Source organism: Vibrio sp. CUB2 (genome assembly GCF_001557945.1).
Taxonomy (GTDB): domain Bacteria; phylum Pseudomonadota; class Gammaproteobacteria; order Enterobacterales; family Vibrionaceae; genus Vibrio; species Vibrio owensii.
The window spans coordinates 91,180-107,271 of the sequence record NZ_LNRB01000016.1 but is presented as its reverse complement, the minus strand read 5'-3'; the positions used below and the strand labels follow the sequence as shown (position 1 = coordinate 107,271).

The 16,092-nt window shown below is 45.3% G+C and carries 14 protein-coding genes; 10 read left to right on the top strand and 4 right to left on the bottom strand.

All coding sequences use genetic code 11. From position 1 onward, the window contains the following. Nucleotides 1-76: 76 nt before the first annotated feature. Nucleotides 77-379: a DUF3622 domain-containing protein gene (locus ATB78_RS21780; RefSeq protein ID WP_009705616.1), complete on the top strand. Its 303-nt coding sequence runs from the start codon at nt 77-79 to the stop codon at nt 377-379. Nucleotides 380-464: 85 nt separating this feature from the next. Here ATB78_RS21780 and ATB78_RS21775 read toward each other — a convergent pair whose 3' ends face one another. The 3 genes from ATB78_RS21775 to ATB78_RS21765 all read right to left on the bottom strand — a co-directional run bounded on the left by ATB78_RS21775 (nt 465) and on the right by ATB78_RS21765 (nt 4,493). Continuing rightward, nucleotides 465-878, bottom strand: a complete 414-nt coding sequence (locus ATB78_RS21775; RefSeq protein WP_061010467.1) for a hypothetical protein — start codon at nt 876-878, stop codon at nt 465-467. Nucleotides 879-986: 108 nt separating this feature from the next. Further along, a complete protein-coding gene (locus ATB78_RS21770) occupies nt 987-3,173 on the bottom strand; it encodes a TonB-dependent receptor (RefSeq protein ID WP_061010466.1) in 2,187 nt (728 codons plus the stop codon). Nucleotides 3,174-3,422: 249 nt separating this feature from the next. Continuing rightward, nucleotides 3,423-4,493, bottom strand: coding sequence for a succinylglutamate desuccinylase/aspartoacylase family protein (locus tag ATB78_RS21765; RefSeq protein ID WP_005440211.1), 1,071 nt, complete (start codon nt 4,491-4,493; stop codon nt 3,423-3,425). 330 nt (nt 4,494-4,823) lie between these two features. Between ATB78_RS21765 and ATB78_RS21760 the strand changes: the two genes are divergently transcribed. Continuing rightward, nucleotides 4,824-5,363 (top strand): DUF3332 domain-containing protein, encoded by a 540-nt coding sequence (locus ATB78_RS21760; protein WP_005440209.1) that lies wholly within the window; start codon nt 4,824-4,826, stop codon nt 5,361-5,363. A 77-nt stretch (nt 5,364-5,440) separates the two neighbouring features. Here ATB78_RS21760 and ATB78_RS21755 read toward each other — a convergent pair whose 3' ends face one another. After that, complete coding sequence (locus ATB78_RS21755) at nt 5,441-6,913, bottom strand: aminoacyl-histidine dipeptidase (RefSeq protein WP_039841822.1); 1,473 nt, start codon at nt 6,911-6,913, stop codon at nt 5,441-5,443. A 1,035-nt stretch (nt 6,914-7,948) separates the two neighbouring features. On the opposite strand from ATB78_RS21755, the gene ATB78_RS21750 reads away from it, so the two are divergent. The 8 genes from ATB78_RS21750 (at nt 7,949) to ribD (ending at nt 16,090) form a co-directional block, all read left to right on the top strand. Continuing rightward, nucleotides 7,949-9,238, top strand: a complete 1,290-nt coding sequence (locus ATB78_RS21750; protein WP_005440204.1) for an NCS2 family permease — start codon at nt 7,949-7,951, stop codon at nt 9,236-9,238. Nucleotides 9,239-9,543: 305 nt separating this feature from the next. Next, nucleotides 9,544-10,008: an oxytetracycline resistance phosphoribosyltransferase domain-containing protein Tet(34) gene (gene tet(34) / locus ATB78_RS21745; RefSeq protein ID WP_005440202.1), complete on the top strand. Its 465-nt coding sequence runs from the start codon at nt 9,544-9,546 to the stop codon at nt 10,006-10,008. A 90-nt stretch (nt 10,009-10,098) separates the two neighbouring features. Continuing rightward, a complete protein-coding gene (gene frsA, locus ATB78_RS21740; protein ID WP_041060356.1) occupies nt 10,099-11,346 on the top strand; it encodes an esterase FrsA in 1,248 nt (415 codons plus the stop codon). Nucleotides 11,347-11,464: 118 nt separating this feature from the next. Next, the gene (gene crl, locus ATB78_RS21735) at nt 11,465-11,854 is read left to right on the top strand and encodes a sigma factor-binding protein Crl (protein WP_009705620.1); all 390 of its coding nucleotides are present in this window, start codon (nt 11,465-11,467) and stop codon (nt 11,852-11,854) included. Between the two features lie 122 nt (nt 11,855-11,976). Beyond that, entirely contained in the window at nt 11,977-13,116 is a 1,140-nt protein-coding gene (gene proB, locus ATB78_RS21730; protein WP_005440196.1) for a glutamate 5-kinase, read from the top strand. A 15-nt stretch (nt 13,117-13,131) separates the two neighbouring features. Beyond that, on the top strand, nt 13,132-14,382 hold the full coding sequence (locus ATB78_RS21725; protein ID WP_027726718.1) for a glutamate-5-semialdehyde dehydrogenase: 1,251 nt from the start codon (nt 13,132-13,134) through the stop codon (nt 14,380-14,382). Between the two features lie 126 nt (nt 14,383-14,508). Continuing rightward, the gene (nrdR, locus tag ATB78_RS21720; protein WP_005424846.1) at nt 14,509-14,958 is read left to right on the top strand and encodes a transcriptional regulator NrdR; all 450 of its coding nucleotides are present in this window, start codon (nt 14,509-14,511) and stop codon (nt 14,956-14,958) included. A 7-nt stretch (nt 14,959-14,965) separates the two neighbouring features. Then, entirely contained in the window at nt 14,966-16,090 is a 1,125-nt protein-coding gene (gene ribD, locus ATB78_RS21715; protein ID WP_061010464.1) for a bifunctional diaminohydroxyphosphoribosylaminopyrimidine deaminase/5-amino-6-(5-phosphoribosylamino)uracil reductase RibD, read from the top strand. Nucleotides 16,091-16,092: the final 2 nt, after the last annotated feature.

Here is a 16,092-nt window from a genome sequence, read left to right as displayed (position 1 = left end):
GGTGTTAAACAGCTCAGCTTAGATGGAGTTATCAAGTTGACCGAATCCCTGATTAATCCCTTAGGAAATGAAAGAAATGGCTAAAAATCCAAAATTTGCTATCCGCGTAACTGAAAAACGTAACGGTTGGAGCGCAGAGATCACTCGTCAGGTGACTTCTCGTAAAGTAGTGGTATCAAAACGTGAAACTGGTTTTGACAGCGAAGAGAAAGCACAAGCTTGGGCTGAGCAGGAACTAGCGGGTTTTGTACAAAACCAAGTAGTTCGTAACGAGCGTAAAGCAGTACAACGTCAAGAGCGCGAAGCAGAGCAACTAGCGGCAAAAGTTCGCAAAGAAGAAGCTCGTCAAGCTCGTGAAGCAGACGCTGACGAAGAATAATCGCAGTGTGCTTGATGGTTGAATACCATCGATTATGAATTTGAAAATGCCCCGAGGTTATCTCGGGGCATTTTTATTTGTGTCGTTATAAGCAGTCAGAAGAAACTGAGAACTTGACTGAGCTACCCGATGACGCAGTATTGTAGATATGATCTTTGCGCAGCTTTTTCGGCGTGTGAACAGGCTGTAAATCAATGTGGTGTAACCCGTCTGATAGATTGTTTGCCACACCGTAGTCGTAATCTCTTGCTTCGGTAGCCTCTCCTTTGGCGTACTGACAATCTCTAGGCGTTTGGTCGTCTTTCCATACAATTGTGTCTGCTTTAGCATCAAGATCTAAGTTCTTCGAAACGGGAGCTAAGTAATGATCTTCCTGCGATAAATTATTGCTTTGTTGTTCTAAATATTGAGTGAGGTTTTGTTGTGCTAGACAGGGCGTAACAACGCAGGACAGGCTTATTGCAACAAGCGTTGTTTTTGCTTTTTGTGTTCTTGTCATATTCTTCACCGGCGAACGTACTAAAAATGGCTTTGAGTAAAAATAAAAACTCGGAGCAAGCGGTTACTCCGAGTTTGGCTAGATTGCTATTGGTTGGTGAGTATCGAATTAGTACTGGTAAGTCAGATTCAATTTCACTTCTCGGCCAGGAGAAGGCACACCATTCGACAAGTAAGCTTCGTAATAACGATCAGTTAGGTTGTTGACGACTGCTCCGACACTTAGACCTTTAACTTGTTGTACGTCCCAGACAACGTAAGCATTTTGTAATGTGTACTGCTCGCTTGGTGATTTGACTTTTAGGTTGTCGCCTTCCGCTTTGGTTTTCGTTTGTGCATCGTACCAACGGACTTCCCAACCTGTTCGCAGGCCCGGAATCCACTCGTAGCCCAACCCAAGGTTAATATTCAGAGGTGGTACACCTGGGTAGTCATCATCAGAGCCCGTAGAGTCTGATAGGCTGCCTTTGTTTTTACCGCGAATGTAACTTGCTGAGAAATCAGAATAGAAATCTGCGATGCGGTACTGCGAAATCAACTCGAAGCCGTAGTTTTTGAAGCCATCTAGGTTTGTGCTCCAACTTTGAATATCACCGCTGTCTTTATCTAAGTTTTCACCAGTTCGGATATCAACAGTGTCACTCACATCGTTGTAGAACAATGTCAGTTCTGTTGCGAGGTTGTCGCGCTCGCTAACCAATCCTTTGGCCAAATTAATCACACTGGCTTGATAAGCATGAATACGAGAAACATCGAGATCGCGTGCCGTTGCTGTGGCTGTTGCTCGGGCATATTGCACAGAGTAAATGTTATCGACGGTTGGAGCTTTTAAGGCGTAGGCATAAGAGAAGTTCAAACGAGTATTGTTGGTCGCGTCAAAATCGACATCCAAACGTGGACTAAAGCCGTTATGGCTTGTTTCACTGTAATCATGGCCTGCTGCTGGATCATTGTAATCTGGCGCCGCGTTACCTTTACCTTCGCTCGTGATGTACTCATAACGCAGAGAGGGGGTAATCGTCAGGCGGTCGGTTGCTTGATAGTGATCAGCAATGTAGGCCGCGTATATAGACTGAGTGCCCGATGGTTCGTAGTACGGAGTATACCAACCGTAGTTTTTTGCTTCTTTATCATCATAAGAAGCATTAAATACCAAGGAGTCACGATCCGTTTTTTGGTACTGAAGCCCAGTGACTAGTGTGTGGTCACCAAGTTGAACTTGGTTGAATACGTCGACGTAATCGCGTTGATAACTCAACCAAGATTCGTGGCCGTAGCTGCCAACTGAGACGAACATTTTCTCGAAAGCGATATCAGGACGAACCCAGTGGCGATCATTCTCCGAGCGAGCCAATTTGATATTGAAATCAATATAAGGGTTGGTTGGCATATAGTGGTAGGAGACTGTCGTCGTATTGTCTTTGTATTCGTTGTAGACCGTGTAAGCGTATTGCGCTTTTTCTAACGAGCCATATTTTTTGATGTTGTAATCCGAAATGGTTGGCATTTGACCACGACGGTTAGCCCATGGTTTACGACCTTCATCTTGGTAACGTGTATGACTGATTTCAAATTCGTGGTCATCATTTTCATAGCCAACTTTTACGAGCATGTTCTCTTGCTCGTAACCCGAGTAATCCAGAGTCTCACCGCCGCCGACTTTAATATCGTCGGAATCTTTTACTGAGCCGTTAGCTAGGAAGTAGAAGCCAGCATCATTTTTGCCATAAAGGGAGAGTGTGTATGAGTTCTCATCGCCATTATTGTTATAACCCGTTGATGCTCGAACGCCGAAGTTGCGATCGCCCTCGAGCAAGTCATCAACGCTTTTGGTTTTGATTCGGATAGACCCACCAAATTTGCCGTTTAGCGCGCGGTAGTCGTGCGCACCTTTGATGATTTTCGCTTCACCAATCAAGAAGGGGTCGAAGAAGAAGGTGCCGTAACGGTATTGTTGGAAACCTATTGGAGCACCATCAACGAATACGGCGATGTCACTAGGGTCGTCGAAGCCACGAATGTTAATACGCTCACCACCAGAACGAGCACCTCCGTCAAGCGTGGCACCAGGTACGGCGTCAATCATTGCTGCAAAGTTAGAGTATTGCTGCTCTTCGATTTGGGTCCAATCAATGATGGTTTCAGCAGGTTCTGCGACGGTAATCGGTTTGGCGTAGTGGACACCAATGACTTCAAGTTCTTCGTCGGCGTTTTCCGCTGCATGGAGAGAAAGTGAGTTGAGCACTGCGAGCGAGACAAGGCTTACTTTTAAGCGATGGGTCGATAATCGTTTCATATTCATTTGTTATAGTAATTTGAGAGGCGGGGATTATATGAATGCTGAAAAGATTAATAAATGATAATGAGATTAATTATCAATAATGATTTTTAGTTTCACTGTAAACTTTTATACCCACTATTTGACGGTAAATTGGATTATTGTTTGGTTTTTGGTCTGCTGGATAGTGAGAGTGTCTATTTTTACGACAAAAGAAAGCCCAGAGATGAAATCTGGGCTTGGAAGTTGGTTTCTGCTAGTTCGCAATTATTGTTGCGTTTCTAGTGGGATTTGCCCCGTCGTCACTTGGTCGACATCGAACTCAGTTAGCTCTTCAATATAGCTTTCTACCGTTTGCTCAACCATGTCATCATCTTGCTTGAAGTAAGCGATGTGGAAGATTGCATCACCTTCGTTAACCAGTGGCAGTGTTTGCTGGCCAATAACGATACCGCCTTTTGGTGCCAACAGCTCTAGCTCGTCATGACCTAAAGGCGAGCTGATGTAAGCGAGAGTCTCGCCTTCTTCTACTTTATCACCCAAGTTCACAACCGTACGTAGGATACCGTTGCCCGATGCGCGAACCCAGCTGGTGGATTTTGCGATGATTGGCTCTGGTAGTTTTTTGCGGCTCGCGCGTAGCATGCCGATAGCCTGCATTACACGTTGCACACCTAGTACACCTGCACTGATCGACAATGGGTCAAAGCGCAGAGCTTCACCCGCTTCGTAAGTCAGTACTGGGATATCGCACTTTTCCGCTTCACTACGAAGAGAGCCGTCACGTAGAGCTGAGTCTACGATCACTGGTGTCGCAAATGCTTTTGCAATGCGTAGTGTTTCTGGGTTGCTCAAGTTCGCACGGATCTGAGGTAGGTTAGTACGGTGAATCGCACCCGTGTGAAGATCCAAAATATAGTCACAACGCTTGGCGATGTTATTGAAGAAGCCATGCGCCATGCGTGATGCCAATGCGCCTTTCTCACTGCCCGGGAAGCAGCGGTTTAGGTCGCGACGATCTGGAAGGTAGCGCGACTTATGGATAAAGCCAAACACGTTGACGATAGGAACCGCAATCACCGTGCCTTTTAGTTTGGCTGGATCCAATTGGTTGATCATCTGACGAACGATCTCTACGCCATTAAGCTCATCACCATGGATCGCTGCATTTACCATTAAAACAGGGCCTTCCTGTTTACCGTGGATAATTTCCACAGGAATAGAAAGAGGCGAGTGCGTGTAAAGCTGTGCCGCTTCAAATTCGGTTTCTAGTCGTTGTCCTGGTTGTACTTGGTGCCCGAGCAGCTCAAATACTTTGCTTTTTTTACTTCTGGCCATAAACCATCTCTGTCAAATACGTTAGCAACAATGTAACAACTGGTTCAAAATCACACTAATCATTCTTCTTGATGTGACGAACAATAATTTTTATCGAAAAGATCAAAAATTCACCGAATGTATGGCTTGTGTAAGTTTATTGGGTGAAATCTAGTATCGATTGAGTAGCCTTGCCTTGGTTTTTGATTCGTTATATTCATAGAAAAAATAAAGCTGTGTTAAATTTAATACTAATATTTTTTTGGCGAAAAACTGTCTTTTACCTCTTGTTTTTATCCGCTACTATCCCCGCCGAATTTTTGACCTAATACTATTTAACTAGAGGTTTTAATGAAAAAGGCGATCGCTAAAATTGGCGCACTAACTGCAGTAGCAGTTTCTCTTTCTGGCTGTGTAGGCAGCAACGCAGTAACGGGTTACGTTATGGGCTTCAACTTGAAAGCCGTTGATAACCGTTACGCTCGTGGTGGTCTAAACATGCTAATGGCGCCAGTTTACGGTGTTGCGATTGCGGCTGACTACATTGTGTTCAACTCGCTAGAGTTCTGGACTGGTAAAAACCCGCTAAACGGTAAGCCACACATCTTTGATAAGAAGATGGACACTTACATCGACGTAAACCACCAGTTAGATAAGTCTCTAACGACAGCTCCTGTTGGTCCTATTACGAATAACCGTGTTATCGAACAAGGTCAAATGCAACAGATCGACGAAAACACAGTTCAAATGGACATCACTTACAACAACGGTGAAAAAGCGACACTAATGGGTGTTCGTGAAGGTGAGTTTGTTACTTACTACATTGATGGTGAAGTTGTTGCTAAGACTTCTATGGATGAGCTAGCGTCATACGCGCAAACTCGTGCATAAGTTGCGACTTTTTCTGAGCTCGCAATAAAAAAGGGTGCCTCGGCACCCTTTTTCGTATTTATCGAATCTGGTTAAGATTACGCTTTTTCTGGAATTGCTTCTAGAAGTGCAACCATTTGATCCCAGAACAGTTGAACGGTATCAATCTTCACTTTCTCATCTGGAGAGTGCGGGAACTTGATGGTTGGACCGAAAGAAACCATATCCATGTTCGGGTAAGGTTCTTTGAATAGACCACACTCAAGACCTGCGTGAATAACCATGATGTTTGGTTTGTGACCGTAGATGCCTTCGTACATATCACGGAAGATTGCCATGATTTCAGAATCTGCATCTGGTTTCCAACCTGGGTAAGCACCAGAGAATTCGATTTGCGCGCCTGCAAGTTCAGACACAGACTGAAGCATGCCTTCAACTTGGCTACGACCTGAGTCGATCAGTGAGCGAATTAGGCAAAGTACGGTTACTTTGTTCTCTTCTGTTGTGATAACACCAACGTTAAGTGACGTTTCAACCACACCTTCAACTTCGTCACTCATGCGCATTACGCCGTTTGGACACGCGTTAAGCGCCGCGATGAAACGTTGTTGATCTGCAACTGCAAATACTTGTGCATCAGTCGCGAACTCTTCGTTGAAAGTCACAATGTCAGTTTCAACTTTACCAAGCTCAGTTTTTAGTAGCTCAGTGTAGTAGTTGAACAATTCCGCTAACTTATCTTGGTTTTCTGCTGGTAGAGCAACCGTAACGAATGCTTCACGAGGGATCGCGTTACGTAGGCTGCCACCACGGAACTCAACAAGACGAAGATCCAACTCTTGTGCGTGACCAGCAAGGAAACGACCAATCAGTTTGTTTGCGTTGCCACGACCTGTGTGGATATCACAGCCAGAGTGACCACCTTTTAGGCCTTTTAGCGTTAGCTGACGAGTAACAAAGCCTGCTGGAATGGCATCGCGAGTGATGTCGAATGTCATTGCGCCGTCGATACCGCCAGCACAACCCATGTAGACTTCGCCTTCTTGCTCTGAATCCGTGTTAAGAAGGATATCGCCTTCTAGCCAACCTTCTTCAAGGCCAAATGCGCCAGTCATGCCAGCTTCTTCATCAATCGTTAGCAGCACTTCAATAGGGCCGTGTTTGATTTCAGTAGAAGCAAGAACTGCAAGACAAGAAGCCATACCGATGCCGTTGTCTGCACCAAGTGTTGTGCCTTTTGCTGTTACCCATTCGCCATCGATGTATGGCTGGATAGGATCTTTTGTGAAGTCGTGATCAGTATCTTCATTCTTTTGCGGCACCATATCGATGTGCGCTTGAAGAACCACGCCTTTCTTGTTTTCCATGCCAGGAGTAGCTGGTTTCTTAATGAACACGTTGCCAGTTGGATCGCGGCGTACGTCAAAACCTTGCTCTGTTGCCCAAGTAACAATGTACTGAGCTAGCGCCTCTTCATGCTTTGAAGGGTGAGGAATTGAACAAATCTTATCGAAAAACTGCCAAAGTGGAGTAGGTGATAAGGTACTGATTTCAGAATGGAATTCAGACACGGAAGACTCCTTTTGATGTGCTTTGCCAAATTTAAACCGTAAATTTAATGAGTGTTTAGCAGTAAATGCTAATCGGTATTGGCTTGAAATTGCCATCAGCATACCACCACAAAAGCCGTTCTAGTAGTTGTGGTGAAAAGGATTTGCCCTAGAACTGTCACAGATTATGAACACAATGCAATACACTAATGCAACGCACTTAGTATGAATTGAAAGTTTTGCTATTTTTTAATTTACTAAACTGTAATTTAATTACAGTTAATTCTTGATGAAGATCAATTTATCAATGTTTTGTGATTTTGGTCACTAAAATGCTTGTAATTAAATTTCTTGGTGGTATATTTGTAACCAGCTTCTGAGAGAAGAATGAAATGCTCAAAGGATGAGTCCGTTTATCGCCTCCAAGGAACCGAGAAATCAACCAAATTAACAGTATTAATTGATTTAGAAGGTGATATTTATGAAAGGTTTACCAAGTGCAATGTTCTGGAACAGTAAATCTGTTTACACCGGTAACTTTGTATACCCAACAAGCTTTGGTTACTAATTGAAGCCAACGCATGTGACTCGAACAAATTTGTTCACCCCTATAAATTGGAATTTTTTTTCAGTGCATAGTGCTGACATGATTCACCGCCACTCAAATTGAGTGGCGTTTTTTTATCTGCAATTCCAAACTTCGGCTACTTTCTCGCCACCAAGCTCGCATTCTACTGCTGCTTCTTCCACATATTTCATTTCCTGACCAATTCTGTGGGTGTTTTACGTCCAAAACCTCCGGTTTGCGTTTGAAAGTTTAATACATTGTTCAGTTTGTACACGTTGGGTTGTACAGAACATAACTCTGTTAGTTGTTGTTTATTAAGGCCTAAATTTTTAGCCTGTTTAAAACACTAGCGAATAGGTTTCATATCCGAAGAAAAAAATCCCATTAGAGTGAAAATTCTATCTGGAATTTGTTATTTGATAACTTTATAATTCGAGCCAATCGATTACGCAACCGTTTACTTTTTTTACCTTTTACAGGATTCGATCATGCTCGAAAGGCTCTTTAAACTTAGTGAAAATGGCACCAACGTGCGCACTGAGATCATCGCAGGTATCACTACCTTCCTAACTATGGCTTACATCATCTTTGTAAACCCAGCTATCCTTGCAGATACTGGTATGGATCGTGGTGCCGTGTTCGTTGCGACGTGTCTTGCTGCAGCTATTGGCTGTTTCATCATGGGCTTAGTAGCAAACTACCCAATCGCTCAGGCTCCAGGTATGGGCCTAAACGCGTTCTTTACCTACTCTGTTGTGTTGGGTATGGGTTACACGTGGCAAGTAGCGCTAGCAGCAGTATTTGTTTCTGGTCTGTTATTCATTGTCTTGAGTGTGTTCAAGATCCGTGAGTGGATCATCAACTCCATTCCACTTTCTCTTCGTACAGGTATCTCTGCCGGTATCGGTCTTTTCCTTGCGTTCATCGCACTGAAAAACGCAGGCATCGTAGTAGATAACCCAGCAACGCTAGTTTCTATGGGTAACATCACTTCGCTACCATCTGTACTTGCGGCTATTGGCTTCTTTATGACTATCGCGCTGGTTCACCGTGGTGTGAAAGGTGCGGTTATGATTGCCATTTTGGGTGTGACAATTCTTGGTCTTATCTTTGGTGACGTTCAATGGGGCGGCATCATGTCTACACCACCAAGCATTGCACCAACCTTCATGCAGCTAGACTTTTCTGGTCTGTTCGAAGTTGGCATGATCTCGGTAGTATTTGCTTTCCTATTCGTTGACTTGTTCGACACTGCAGGCACGCTAGTTGGCGTTTCACAAAAAGCAGGTCTAACTGACGAGAACGGCAACATTCCACGTCTAAACAAAGCGCTACTTGCTGACTCAACAGCGACTTCAGTAGGTGCTCTACTAGGTACATCTAACACGACGTCATACATTGAGAGTGTTTCTGGTGTAGCAGCAGGCGGTCGTACTGGTCTAACAGCTGTGGTTGTTGGCGTATTGTTCCTTCTAGCTCTGTTGTTCTCGCCACTAGCAGGTATGATTCCAGCTTACGCAACATCTGGTGCGCTGTTCTACGTAGCGATCCTAATGCTTTCTGGTCTTGTTGGTATCGACTGGCGTGACCTAACAGAAGCTGCGCCAGTTGTGGTTACTTGTTTGGTAATGCCTCTTACTTTCTCGATTGCAGAAGGTATCACGCTAGGTTTCATCGCTTACGCTGCTATCAAACTGTTCAGTGGCAAAGGCCGTGAAGTATCGATGAGTGTGTGGGTGATGTCTGCTATCTTCATCGTGAAATACATGGTCGGTTAATTCCAACGATTGAAAAAAGCCAGTGCGAGCTTGAGTTCGCACTGGCTTTTTGTTTGTGGGGGATTTGTATTCAAATTCATCCACTTTTCTAATTTGTATTGTTCACCGAACTCGGTTTTTCTGCGGAATTGGCGGAGAATTTTGATATCAGCGTTGGTATTAGCCATGGGTTTCGGTAGAATAATCGTTTGCGCAGCTTGAAACCCCCATTTCCTCTGGTGTGGAAAGTTTAGCTTGTTGAGTCCATTTCAGCGCCAACAGCTAGATAGAGGGGATGCATATTTTGAAATTATTAGGTTATTACAATGAGTAAAAAATTCATTATCACTTGGGATGCGATGCAGTCTTACTGCCGTGAACTGGCTGAGAAACAAATGCCAGCTGAGCAATGGAAAGGTATTTGGGCGGTAAGCCGTGGTGGTCTAGTTCCTGGTGCAATCCTAGCGCGTGAACTGGGTATTCGTCACGTTGATACTATTTGTATCTCTAGCTACGACCACGATCACCAGCGTGATATGACAGTAGTTAAAGCACCAGAAGGTGACGGCGAAGGTTTCCTAATCGTTGAAGACCTAGTAGATAGCGGTGACACAGCACGCAAGCTACGTGAAATGTACCCGAAAGCGAAACTTATCGCAGTATGTGCTAAGCCTGCAGGTGTTGAGCTACTAGACGATTACGTAGTAGACATCGCTCAAGACACTTGGATCGAGCAACCTTGGGATATGTCTATCCAGTTTGCTGAGCCAGTGAACCGTAAGCAAAAATAAGTTTGCACTAAGAATATTGAGAAATGCCCCTTTATAGGGGCATTTTTTTTATTATTATTACGCTATCGCAACCAGCCTAGAGTTCTTCCTATGCCAGAAGACGTCAGTAAAAACCTCTCTGAAACTTTGTTTGTAAAACACAAGCAAGCGAAAGAAACCTCCGCACTTACTCAGTACATGCCGACCAGCCAAAAGATTCTTGATGAGCGAGAAGAGCATGGCGACCGCGCTTGGTATCGCCACTTAAGGCGCCTTCAATGGGCGTGGCAAGGTTTGTCACCAATCGAAATGGAAAGTGTTCTGTCTAAGATTGCGTCGTCCAAGCATTCGCGTACCGAAGACCAGTGGCTCGACACTGTCATGGGCTACCACAGCGGTAACTGGACGTTTGAATGGATCAAACTTGGAATGGAACACCAGCGCCGTGCGGGTGAAATGAAAGGTGAAGAGGCTGCTGATGAACTGTTTACGGCATCACTGTGCTTCAGTATTGCGGGCTATCCACATTTAAAGAACGACAACTTAGCGGCTCAAGCTCAAGTGTTGGCAAACAAAGCTTATACCGAAGGTTCTGAGAAAACTCAGTACGTTATTAAGCAGATCGAAGTGCCTTACCAAAAGCGTAAGATCATCGCGAACTTACATCTGCCACGCACAGATAAACAACTTCCTGTTGTCATGGTCAGTGCGGGACTGGATAGTTTGCAAACCGACATGTGGCGTTTGTTCCGTAATCACCTTGCGCCAAAAGACATTGCGATGTTGACCATTGATATGCCATCGGTCGGTCACAGCTCACATTGGCCTTTAACGGAAGACTCGAGTTGTCTGCACCAAGCTGTACTCAATGAGTTGTTCTCTTTACCTTGGGTGGATCATCATAAGGTGGGGTTGATTGGTTTCCGCTTCGGCGGCAATGCGATGATTCGTCTTTCTTTCGTTGAGCAGGAGAAGATCAAAGCTTGTGTAGCATTAGGCGCACCGGTACACGATCTGTTTACCTCACCGAAGAAACTGCAGCAGATGCCGAAGATGTACCTAGATCTGCTGGCGTCTCGTTTGGGTAAGAGCGCCGTGGACATCAATAGCATGGCAGGTCAGATGATGGCGTGGTCGTTGAAGGTACAAGGCTTTTTGAGCAGCCGCAAAACGAAGGTGCCTATTCTTGCGCTGAGCTTGGAAGGCGACCCTGTTTCACCGCACAGTGATAACCAGTTGGTTGCGCTGTTTAGCCAATATGGGCAGGCAAAGAAAATCAGTTCCAAGACAATTACAAAAGGTTATGAGCAATCCCTCGATTTGGCCATAAAGTGGTTGGAGGAGGAATTATTAAGATGACAAATCTCCTAATTTAGTTAAGAGTGATATAGATGAGCAAAAAATAAGCTCATGATAATTAAAAATAATAATCATTCTTGGATAGCTCAATATCCTTACTATGGAAACGGAGATTCTTATGTCAGAGACGACTCAAGGGCCGACTCACTTTCGCTTGATGTCAAAGTTGAAGGCGATAGGTCCTTACCTGCGCGAACCACAATCACAAGAAGGGCATTACTATTTTGACTGCCTATCTGTCTGTGTTGACGATAAAAAGTCACCAGAAAAACGTGAATTTTGGGGCTGGTGGATGGACTTGGAGTCCATTGAAGGTGGCTTTACGGCAAAATACCACATCGGTAAATACAACAAAGAAGGGGATTGGACCTCAGAACCATTGCCAGATAAGGTGACAGAAGAAGTTTACCTCACTCAGAGTACCTTCCATCAAAAGCTTATCGATACAGTGGCTGAGCATTTCAAACTGGAAGTGGAATATCACACAGAATCGTTTGATTTCGCCTAATTTGGCTGTTTTCTTCCTCTATAAGACAAAAAGGTGCGTTTTCGCACCTTTTCTGCTTGTTAAATCCCCATTTGATTGCTAAAACGTTCACTCTTTATTTGTTTTTCATTTCAGAAGACATCATGACAACGAATCAACAGAATGCAGTGATTTCACAACCACAAACCGTCGTTGTGAAACTGGGTACAAGTGTGCTGACAGGCGGCACTTTGGCGTTAGACCGTGCTCATATGGTAGAGCTGGCTCGTCAATGTGCTGAACTAAAGAAACAAGGCCATTCAGTAGTAATGGTTTCGTCTGGTGCAATTGCAGCAGGCCGTGAGCATCTTGGATACCCCGCACTGCCCAACGCGATGGCGAGCAAACAGTTGCTTGCAGCCGTTGGCCAGAGCCGCTTGATTCAAACATGGGAGTCTTTGTTTGGCATTTATGGCATCAAAATTGGTCAGATGTTGTTAACTCGTGCTGACTTGGATGATCGTGAGCGTTTCCTAAACGCACGTGACACCATCAATGCTCTGGTTGCAAACGACATTATTCCGATCGTGAACGAAAACGATGCAGTTGCGACAAACGAAATCAAAGTGGGTGACAACGATAACTTGTCTGCTTTGGTGGGGATTTTGTGTGGTGCAGACAAATTACTGCTCCTGACTGACCAAAAGGGCTTGTTTACCGCAGACCCACGTAAAGATCCGAATGCTGAGCTGATCAAAGAAGTGAAAACCATCGATGATACTTTGCGTAAAATTGCGGGTGGTAGTGGCACCACGCTAGGTACAGGCGGTATGGCAACCAAGCTTCAAGCGGCAGATATTGCTCGTCGTGCGGGGATTGAGGTCATTATCGCTGCGGGTAGTGCGCCAAATGTTATCTTCGATTCATTGAGTTCGGAGCCACAAGGCACACGTTTCTTACCTTGTTCAGAAGCACTAGAAAACCGTAAACGTTGGATCTTAGCTGGTCCTGCGGCATCGGGCGACATCATTATCGATGATGGTGCAGTGAACGCCGTTGTGGGTAAAGGCAGCAGCCTACTTGCAAAAGGCGTTGTAAAAGTCAGTGGTGATTTTGCTCGTGGTGAAGTTGCACGTGTGACAAACGCACAGGGTAAATTGGTTGCTCGTGGTATTAGCGCCTACTCAAGTGAAGACCTAGCGAAAATTGCCGGTAAGCACAGTAAAGACATCATCTCTATTTTGGGTCATGACTACGGCTCAGAAGTGATTCATCGCGATGATCTTGTCGTCATTCAAGAATAGATTGAGGGAAGCAAAGTGGATTTAACAAATATGGGTAAAGCTGCCAAAGATGCAGCTTTCGAATTGGCGACAGCGTCAACAGCACAAAAGAACCAAGCACTAGCGATCATCGCTGATGAGCTAGAAGCAAATGCAGCAACGATTTTGGCTGCAAATGCAAAAGACATCGAACTCGGCCGTGAAGCGGGTCTAACCGATGCGCTACTAGACCGTCTTCTACTTAACGAAGAGCGTTTGACAGGCATTGCTAATGACGTTCGTAACGTGATCAGCCTAAACGATCCTGTGGGCAGCGAAATCGACAGCAAAGTGCTAGAAAACGGCATGTCACTGTCTCGTCGTCGCGTACCACTGGGTGTGGTAGGTGTGATTTACGAAGCGCGTCCGAATGTAACCATCGATATCGCAGCACTGTGTCTAAAAACAGGCAATGCAAGCATCCTACGTGGTGGTAAAGAGACGTTCTTCTCCAACATGGAGCTGGTGAAAGTTATCCAATCAGCATTGGCGAAAGCGAACTTGCCAGCAGCCTCTGTACAATACATTGAAAAGCCAGACCGTGAGTTGGTTTCTCAACTGCTTAAGCTTGATGATTACGTTGATATGATCATTCCACGCGGTGGGGCTGGCCTGCATAAAATGTGTAAAGAGAACAGCACAATTCCGGTGATCATTGGTGGTTTTGGTATCAGCCATATCTTCGTTGATGAATCTGCGGATTTAGAGAAATCTCTGAACGTAGTTGAAAACTCGAAAGTTCAACGCCCATCTGCATGTAACTCGCTAGACACTTTGCTTGTACATGAAGATGTTGCGGCGCAATTCCTACCAATGATCGTAGAGCGCATGAACGATAAAGTTACCTTCGTGGCTGAACCAAAGGCAAAAGCTCTGATGGCTCAAGCAACACAAATTCGTGATGCAGCGGAAGGTGACTTTGATACGGAATGGCTAAGCTACACACTTGGCGTGAAAGTGGTTGCAGACGTGAAAGAAGCGATTGACCACATGCGTATTCATAACGCGAGCCACTCTGATGCGATCATGACCAACAGCTTGGTGAACTCAGAATTGTTTATCAATTCTGTCGGTTCTGCAGCGGTTTATGTAAACGCAGCTACACGCTTCACTGACGGTGCACAGTTTGGCTTAGGTGCTGAAGTAGCGGTATCTACTCAGAAGCTGCACGCACGTGGTCCAATGGGTTTAGAAGAACTAACCAGCTACAAATGGGTTGGTAAAGCAAACTACCTAGCACGCAGTTAACAGAAACTGTCTGTTATTGATTGAAAAGGGGCTGAGATGCCCCTTTTTGTTTTCTCTAACATAGCAATTCCGCTACACTAGTCTTGCTTTTGGGACTACCCCAATCGCATGCTATTTGGAGGTGATATGCATTGTCCTTTTTGTTCTGAGAACGATACAAAAGTAATTGATTCCCGCTTAGTTGCGGACGGCCATCAGGTTCGTCGCCGTCGCCAATGTTTGGCGTGTAGCGAACGTTTTACCACGTTTGAAACGGCCGAATTGGTGATGCCGAAAGTGATTAAGTCTAACGGCAACCGTGAACCGTTTGACGAAGATAAAATGGTTGGTGGTATTCAACGCGCACTAGAAAAGCGCCCGGTTAGTGCCGATTCAATCGAGCTCGCAATCAGCATGATTAAGTCTCAGCTGCGTGCAACGGGTGAGCGTGAAGTACCAAGTGAGATGATTGGCAATCTAGTGATGGATCAATTGAAAGAGCTGGATAAAGTCGCTTACATCCGTTTCGCATCGGTTTACCGCAGCTTTGAAGATATCCGTGAATTCGGTGAAGAAATTGCTCGCCTAGAAGACTGATTGAATCATGGCTCAACAATCTCTCTCTTCAGTATTTACCCCTCAAGATTTCGAAATGATGTCGCGTGCGCTCAAATTGGCGAAACGCGGCATTTACACCACAGCACCCAACCCTAACGTAGGCTGCGTTATTGTCCGTGACGGTGAGATAGTTGGCGAAGGTCATCATCACCGAGCGGGTGAACCTCATGCTGAAGTCCATGCAATGCGTATGGCGGGTGATAAAGCCGAAGGCGCAACGGCTTATGTGACATTGGAGCCTTGCTCTCATTATGGTCGCACACCGCCTTGCGCTGAAGGGTTAATCAAAGCCAAAGTGGCTCGTGTTGTCTGTGCGATGGAAGACCCAAACCCGAAAGTTGCAGGACGTGGTTTCCAAATGCTGCGTGATGCTGGGGTAGAAGTTCAGGTTGGTTTGTTAGAAAACGAAGCCATTGAGCTGAACAAAGGCTTCATCAAATTTATGCAAACGGGCATGCCATACGTTCAGCTAAAAATGGCGGCGAGTATAGACGGACAAAGTGCGCTCAGCAATGGCCAGAGCCAATGGATCACCTCCCCAAAGGCTCGCCAAGATGTGCAGCGTTACCGTGCATTGAGTGGCGGTATTCTCTCAACCAGTAAAACAGTGATTGATGACAATGCATCACTGAATGTGCGTTGGGAAGACCTGCCTAACAGTGTAAAAGCGAGCTACCCACAAGATGAAGTTCGCCAGCCCCCTCGTGTTATTCTGGATCGTCAGTCTCAACTTAGCGATGATCTAAAGCTATTCAATACCGATGGTGAGCGTATTATTGTTAGCCAAGGTGGCGATATTGCGCCTGAGCTAGATAAAAACGGCCAAGTCGACTTGGCGGCAACACTTAAAGCGGCCGCAAGCATATCTCATATTAACCATTTGTGGGTTGAAGCAGGGGCGACACTCGCGAGCTCACTAATCAAAGCTAATCTTGTAGATGAATTGATCGTTTATCTTGCGCCTAAGTTGATGGGCAGCGATGGACGAGGTTTGATTGGCGCGCTTGGCCTGACTGAGATGGCGCAAGTTATCGACTTAACTATTACCGACGTTCGAATGGTGGGTGTGGATATTCGCATCACCGCAACCGTCAAACGCAACCAAAGCTAGAA

Bases quoted from the DNA above. Each gene is read 5' to 3' on its own strand.
- ATB78_RS21780 (WP_009705616.1), top strand. From the start codon at position 77: ATGGCTAAAAATCCAAAATTTGCTATCCGCGTAACTGAAAAACGTAAC.
- ATB78_RS21775 (WP_061010467.1), bottom strand. From the start codon at position 878: ATGACAAGAACACAAAAAGCAAAAACAACGCTTGTTGCAATAAGCCTG.
- ATB78_RS21770 (WP_061010466.1), bottom strand. From the start codon at position 3,173: ATGAAACGATTATCGACCCATCGCTTAAAAGTAAGCCTTGTCTCGCTC.
- ATB78_RS21765 (WP_005440211.1), bottom strand. From the start codon at position 4,493: ATGGCCAGAAGTAAAAAAAGCAAAGTATTTGAGCTGCTCGGGCACCAA.
- ATB78_RS21760 (WP_005440209.1), top strand. From the start codon at position 4,824: ATGAAAAAGGCGATCGCTAAAATTGGCGCACTAACTGCAGTAGCAGTT.
- ATB78_RS21750 (WP_005440204.1), top strand. From the start codon at position 7,949: ATGCTCGAAAGGCTCTTTAAACTTAGTGAAAATGGCACCAACGTGCGC.
- frsA (WP_041060356.1), top strand. From the start codon at position 10,099: ATGCCAGAAGACGTCAGTAAAAACCTCTCTGAAACTTTGTTTGTAAAA.
- crl (WP_009705620.1), top strand. From the start codon at position 11,465: ATGTCAGAGACGACTCAAGGGCCGACTCACTTTCGCTTGATGTCAAAG.
- proB (WP_005440196.1), top strand. From the start codon at position 11,977: ATGACAACGAATCAACAGAATGCAGTGATTTCACAACCACAAACCGTC.
- nrdR (WP_005424846.1), top strand. From the start codon at position 14,509: ATGCATTGTCCTTTTTGTTCTGAGAACGATACAAAAGTAATTGATTCC.
- ribD (WP_061010464.1), top strand. From the start codon at position 14,966: ATGGCTCAACAATCTCTCTCTTCAGTATTTACCCCTCAAGATTTCGAA.